Genomic DNA, 6,818 nt, shown 5'->3' with positions numbered 1-6,818 from the left:
GCGGAGCGTCCGGGCAAGGATTGAGGATGCTACCCCACAACCCCGAATATTTTCGGGGTGAGGAGTAGCGACGAAAGCCTGACCCAACCGCAAGTGCAACATTTTTGAACTTGCAACTCTGTTTGGGTGGTTGGGGGCCCGCCAAATAGTAATTATACATAATGGCCATAATGTTTAGCCCAATTTTATGTATTAATTCTTCTTGAAAAAATTGGTATTATTATCTTCCTGCTCCTTCTTTCTACTATCTTTGATTGTCCTTCGGATATTTGATTTTTCTACCAACCATGCGTTTCCAACTCTTGCTTGTTGCCATTTGGTTTTCCATAGTTAAAGTTCACGGAACGACCTATTATGTAAGCAATTTGGGTTCAGATTTTAGTCCGGGCACCTCTACTAACCTGCCTTGGAAAAGTCTAACTAAAGTGAATAGTTTTCATTTTTCGCCTGGTGACAGCATACTTTTTGAAGGAGGAGGAATTTGGCGTGGACAACTTGAATTGCAAAGTGGGTCTGGAGCCGGCCGATTGGTTTACGGCAAGTATGGAATAGGTAGTAAACCCAGGTTGTTGGGTTCGGTTGATGTGAGTTCGGAAACTGAATGGATTGATGGAGGCAACCAGGTTTGGATTAGTGCCCAAAGTTCAGCCATAGACGTTGGAAATTTATTGTTTAACCAGGAAGAAAGCTGTGGCAGAAAAAAATGGTATTTGGCAGATTGTACCCAGCAAGGTGATTTTTGGTATGATAAAAATGGAAGCCATAAGGTGTACCTGTTTTCCAATACAAATCCGGGTAATTTTTACAACCATATTGAGGCAGCCCTCACCGATTTTATTGTGTATGCCGTAGGTGACTCTCATATTGTTGTTCGGGATTTCTCCATACAATATGGCAGTGCGGATGGAGTTGAAATCAGGAACAGCCACCATTTTACCTTGTCCAATTGCGATGTATCCTATATTGGAGGCGGGGAATTGACTAATCAGGTTCGGTATGGCGGAGGAATTCAATTTTGGGCCAATAGTCATGACAATGTGGTGGAACAATGTCGTTTTTTTGAAATTTACGATGATGCAGTTACCAATCAGGGCAATGCATCAGCAGGCGGAACGATTCAACAATACAATATTATTTACAGAAACAACCTCATTTGGAATTGCTCCGAATCATCGTATTGTTATTTTATTCAACCGGCGGTAACCCAAGGCTCGTTTATGAAAAACATTTATTTCGAAAACAACACCTGTTACAATGCAGGAGGAGGATGGGGGGGATTGCAAAGACCTGATCTAAAAGGGTTTCAAATTTATGTAAGTACCCAAACAGCTCCGATGGATTCCATCATTATCCGAAACAATATTTTTTCAGAATCGCGGTGCTTTTTATTTTTCGATCACAACTCCATACCAAGCTTGAACTTTACCAAGCTGGATTACAATTGCTGGTATACATCGGAACCAAGTGATACAATGATGGCAATTTATACCAATAGTCAATTGACGGTTTTGACAGATGGGCAATTTACCGAATACCAAAGCACCTATGGACAGGATGTGCATTCCTTTCATGAAGATCCCTTGTTAATTGATCCGATTCATTCCGATTTTCATATACTTAACGACAGTCCTTGCGTCGATTCCGGAGTGGAAGGAAGCAGTTCATTTGATTTTGCTGGAATTCAAAGACCCTTTGGAAATGGATTTGATTTGGGAGCTTATGAAAATTGGTATGAAGGTATTGAAACACCTGGAAGTTCAGATAATTTGGTTTTTTTTCCCAATCCTTGCCAAACTTATTTGAAACTTAATGGTACTTTTCCTGGGAAGTGGAATTACAAAATCCTTGGAATGAATGGGGAGAAACTTGCTTCAGGGATTTTATCCAACAATAGAGAAATTTCAATCGACAATTTACCAAATGGATTATTTTGGCTTGAAGCGAGCAATTCTAATCAATTCAGACGAGCTAAATTTATTGTAAATCATTAACTAAATTCGTTCAAACCTGGCCGTAAAATGCCTCAGAAATGGCGGCTCATAGGTAATTCGATAGCCGGTTTTTTGTTCCTTCATTTTTAGAATATCTTCGAAAACTTCCAACACATAGTCTATATGGCTTTGGGTGTAGACCCGGCGCGGAATGGCCAGTCGAACCAATTCATTGGCAGCCGGAATCAGTTCACCCTTTTCATCATTTTTTCCAAACATCACCGAACCTACTTCCACGCAGCGAATACCTCCCTGCACATATAAATCACACACCAGGGCCTGACCCGGAAATTGGTTGATGGGTATGTGAGGATATAACTTATGAGCATCAATGTATACAGCATGTCCACCTATGGGCCACACCACCGGTATGCCCATATTGCGCAAATGTTCACCCAAATAGGCAGTGCTGCGAATGCGGTAATTCAGGTAATCGGGATTAAAAACTTCTTGCAGTCCGATGGCCAAAGCTTCCATATCCCTTCCGGCCAAACCGCCATAGGTAGTAAAGCCTTCGGAAATAATCAGGAGGTTTTTGCAACGTACCGAAAGTGCCTCATCATTCAAGGTAAGAAGTCCGCCGATATTAACCATGCCGTCCTTTTTGGCACTCATAATAAAGGCATCTCCGAGTCGGAGCATTTCCTGAGCAATTTCTTTGTAGGATTTGTTCTGGTATCCGGCTTCCCTTTGCTTGATGAAATAGGCATTTTCGGCGATTCGGCAACCATCAATAACCAGGAGCAAACCATGTTGGTCGCAAATAGCGCGTAAGGCTTTTACATTGGCCATGCTAACGGGTTGACCTCCGGCAGAATTATTGGTAACAGTAATAATCACAGCACCAATGTTTCCGGCTCCCTTTTCTTCAATTAGGATTTGTAATTTATCCAAATCCATATTTCCTTTGAAAGGCAGGTATAATTCAGGATCCCGGGCTTCATCGGGTAAAATATCTATGGCGCTTGCTCCAGTAAATTCGATATTGGCCCGGGTGGTATCGAAATGGGTATTGGAAATAAAAACTTTATCCTTTCCTCCCAAAAGTCCATATAAAATGCGCTCGGCTGCCCTGCCTTGGTGGGTAGGAAGGATGTAAGGCATCCCGGTTAAATCTTTCACTACCGCTTCAAGGTGTTCCCAGCTTTTGGCGCCGGCATAACTTTCATCACCCAACATAATGCCGGCCCATTGTGAATCGCTCATAGCACCGGTTCCACTATCGGTGAGGAAGTCGATAAAAACATCCTCCGCATGGAGTAAAAATGGATTATATCCGGCCTCTTTCAAGGCATTTTGACGGTATTCTTCGGTGGTAACTTTCAGGGGTTCCACCATTTTTATTTTAAAAGGTTCGGCTAATACTTTTCTTTTTTTCTCGGTCATAGCATTCAATTTTACATGGATAAAGAGCCTTTGCGGAAATCGCTTTTGGCTAAAATGGCATTGATGATGTAGGGTAATTCCTTTCGAGAAGCCTCTTTTGCTTCATCCAGGGCTTGTTTAAAATCATTCAGACGCTCTACCCTCCTACCCTCTCCACCAAAGGCATCTGCTATCTTTTCATAATCGGAATGAACTAAGGTGACTGCGCAATCGCTTTTCAGAAATTCTACCTGGTCGCGGGCAATCTGATTCCAACAGGCATCGTTTCCAATGATGGCCGTTACCGGAAGTTTATGTCGGACAAAAGTGTCGAACTCAATTAATCCGTACCCCGAACTGCCATCGCCGAAAATGATAAACACTTCCTTTTCAGGAAATACCAATTTGGCTCCCAGGGCAAAACCTGCACCCACACCTAAGGTTCCAAACACACCCGGATCGAGCCAGGAGAGCGGTGCCCGGGGACGTAATGTATAAGCCGAAGTAGCCACAAAATCGCCCCCATCGGCAATCAGAATGGAATTGTCAGGCAATTGGCTGTCGAGGTAGCGAAACAAAGCCAGTGGATTGATTCCCTCTTGAACTGCGTCTAATTGAGAATCGATTTCAGCCTCACGTTTTAAGTCACGCTGGCGTAAGTTTTCAATCCAGGATGGTTGTTTGCTTTGGAATTGATTGGAAAGCCTAATCAGAAAATCCTGTGGATCGGCTAGTATGGCTAGGGTAGGACGTTTATTTTTGTATAAATCCTCTTTGGAACGGTTGATGGATATAAATTTTCTGGAGCCAATGTGGGCGCCATAATCTAGTCGAAAGTCGTTGGGAACCCCGGCCAGAATGATGAGGTCGGATTCTTTGATGGCTTCTTTGCGCTTGTGTCGCATTTGGATGGAATTTTCAGGACCAAGCAAACCTCTTCCCATCCCACTCAAATAAACCGGTATTCCTAATTTTATCACCGCTTCGGCCAAACTTTGTGCCTCCCTTGGTTGCATCACCGAGCCACTTCCAATAATCATCAAGGGTTTTTGAGCCTTTTGAAGTAGTTCAACTGCTTTGTTAATTTGGGTGGAAGAGGACTGAGGAATGGAAGGTTTGGAAACCGAAGCCGGAAATTGAACCAATTCCTTATCTTCAAAAAGTTTGCGTGCATGTCGATTGACATACCATTGAATGGCCTTTTCCTGCAAATTACGTGGTGGCTGATCCTTGGATTTTGCACCATACCAGCTTCGCACCAATTCTTCCTCGTACAAGGTATCGATCGGACATTCCACAAACACAGGTCCGGGAACACCTTCCTGGGCCCTTTGAAAAGCCTCCATGATGGTTGGAACGATTTGCTTGACCTTGGTGATGCGGGCAGCCCACTTCACATTGGGTTTCATCATGGCCATTTGGTCGATATCCTGAAGTGAACCACGACCTTTCAGAATTGTTGCCGCGCCCCCTCCCAACAGGATCAGAGGTGATTGAGCCAGATAGGCATTTTTAACGGCTGTTATGGCATTGGTTAATCCGGGACCGGCTGTAACGGCTGCTACCCCTGGAATACCCGAAAGGCGGGAAACGGCATCGGCAGCAAAAACGGCAGTAGCTTCATGGCGGGTATCAATCACCCGGATACCAAGGTTTTGTGCCCCAACAAATATGGGCGAAATATGTCCGCCGCAAAGGGTAAAAAGGAATTTAACCCCTTGCAGTTGCAGGGTTTTGGCAATAAGTTCACCTCCTTTCATGGCAATTGCTTTGAGGCGAAAGTAGTTAGCTTACTCAGCCCGGGAAATGACTGTGGTCAGGTGTAGCAATGTTGAATGGGAAATTAAAAAGCTACCCTTTTAATTTTGCATGACGAATGAGTGAAATCATTTTTTCTCTTCTAAATTTTCCATCCTTTTGGCGAAAATGTTTACCATGCTCCCTCCCCTCAATCTCAAAAAATGGATAGATGATAACCGACATCTGCTCAAACCTCCCGTAGGAAACCAAGTTGTATATAAAGATACCGAATTTATCATCATGGTTGTTGGTGGCCCTAATGCCCGCAAAGAGTTTCACTACAATGAAAGCGAGGAATTCTTTTACCAACTCGAAGGCGATATGCAGTTGCCCATCCGTGAAAATGGTAAAACCCGAATCGTTGACATTCGTGAAGGTGAAATATTTATGCTTCCTCCAAAAGTGGAACATAGTCCGCAACGGATTAAAGACACCGTCGGACTGGTGATTGAGCGGGTGCGTAAGTCCGACGAATGGGATGCCTGCACCTGGTATTGCGAAGTCTGTGACCGGGAATTATACCGGGCCCAATTTAAACTTGAGGATATTGTTGTACAATTGCCAAAACTTATGCAAGGGTTTTACGATAATTTAGAACTTCGCACCTGCAAAAAATGCGGTGCCGTGATGGACCCGCCCGAATTAAAGAAAGAACTTGTATAACATTAAAGCAAACGCAATTATGAAAGAAGCGGTTATCGTTGGGGCCGGACTCGTTGGCTCACTTTGGTCTATTTACCTTCAAAAAGCCGGTTATAGCGTGAAGGTTTTTGAAAAAAGACCGGATATGCGCAAAGCAAAAATTTCGGGTGGTAAATCCATCAACCTGGCGACCTCCTACCGGGGTTGGAAGGCACTGGACGAAGTTGGCATTGGAGAAGAAATCCGCAAAATTGCCATTCCTATGTATGGGCGAACTCTTCATAACGAAGGCCATCAAAAAAACTACCAACCTTATGGCATTAATGGTCAGGCAATTTTTTCTGTTTCCCGTAAAGACATCAATTGCAAATTGATGGACCTAGCAGAAGCATCCGGTCAGGTAGAATTCTTTTTTAACGAAGAATGCAGCAATGCCGACTTAAAAAACGGGCTGGCTCAGTTTAAAAACATCGAAACCGGAAAAATCACTGAAATTAAAGCAGATGTGGTTTTTGCTACCGATGGCGCCTTCTCAGCCGTTCGGTACAATGCCATGCAAAAGCTTGATCGCTTCAGTTACAGCCAAAATTATATCGAAGACGGATACCGCGAAATCTTGCTTCCGGCCAACGATGACGGCAGCTATAAACTGGAAAAAAACACCCTGCATATCTGGCCCCGTGGCCGCTTTATGCTCATCGCACTGCCCAACTTCGACGGCTCTTTTACCTGTACCCTGTTCATGCCTTTTGAAGGTCACCAATATTGTTTCAACAACCTGGATTCCAAGGAAAAAGTCAACGATTTTTTCAAAAATGTTTTTCCCGATTTCTTTGACCTCATGCCCAATGTGGCCGATTCCTGGGAAAATCATCCCCTTTCCTCCCTCGCCATTATCCGTTGCTTCCCCTGGACCAGCGGAAAATTCGCCCTCATGGGTGACGCCGCCCATGCCACGGTTCCGTTTTTCGGACAAGGAATGAATGCCGGGTTCGAAGATTGTTCGGTGATGAATGCCCT

Annotated in this window: 5 protein-coding genes; 3 read left to right on the top strand and 2 right to left on the bottom strand. The window is 44.0% G+C overall.

The window, feature by feature from the left end; translation table 11 throughout:
* Positions 1-287 precede the first annotated feature (287 nt).
* Positions 288-1,991 (top strand): right-handed parallel beta-helix repeat-containing protein, encoded by a 1,704-nt coding sequence (locus tag K1X82_14155; GenBank protein MBX7183250.1) that lies wholly within the window; start codon positions 288-290, stop codon positions 1,989-1,991.
* Here the strand turns inward: K1X82_14155 and K1X82_14150 are convergent, their stop codons facing one another.
* Positions 1,992-3,377 carry a tryptophanase gene (locus K1X82_14150; protein ID MBX7183249.1) on the bottom strand — a complete coding sequence of 462 codons (1,386 nt, stop codon included), beginning with the start codon at positions 3,375-3,377 and terminating at the stop codon, positions 1,992-1,994.
* A gap of 11 nt (positions 3,378-3,388) precedes the next feature.
* Positions 3,389-5,116 (bottom strand): thiamine pyrophosphate-binding protein, encoded by a 1,728-nt coding sequence (locus K1X82_14145; GenBank protein MBX7183248.1) that lies wholly within the window; start codon positions 5,114-5,116, stop codon positions 3,389-3,391.
* Positions 5,117-5,291: 175 nt separating this feature from the next.
* Here K1X82_14145 and K1X82_14140 point away from each other — a divergent pair, with 175 nt between their 5' ends.
* Both K1X82_14140 and K1X82_14135 read left to right on the top strand, forming a co-directional pair.
* Positions 5,292-5,819: a 3-hydroxyanthranilate 3,4-dioxygenase gene (locus K1X82_14140; protein MBX7183247.1), complete on the top strand. Its 528-nt coding sequence runs from the start codon at positions 5,292-5,294 to the stop codon at positions 5,817-5,819.
* Positions 5,812-6,818, top strand: a 1,007-nt coding sequence (locus K1X82_14135) for an FAD-dependent monooxygenase (protein ID MBX7183246.1), incomplete at its 3' end; no start/stop codon positions are given. The genes K1X82_14140 and K1X82_14135, both read left to right, overlap by 8 nt.

The sequence above is a fragment of the Bacteroidia bacterium genome (genome assembly GCA_019695265.1).
Classification (GTDB): domain Bacteria; phylum Bacteroidota; class Bacteroidia; order JAIBAJ01; family JAIBAJ01; genus JAIBAJ01.
This window is presented reverse-complemented; position numbering and strand designations above follow the sequence as displayed.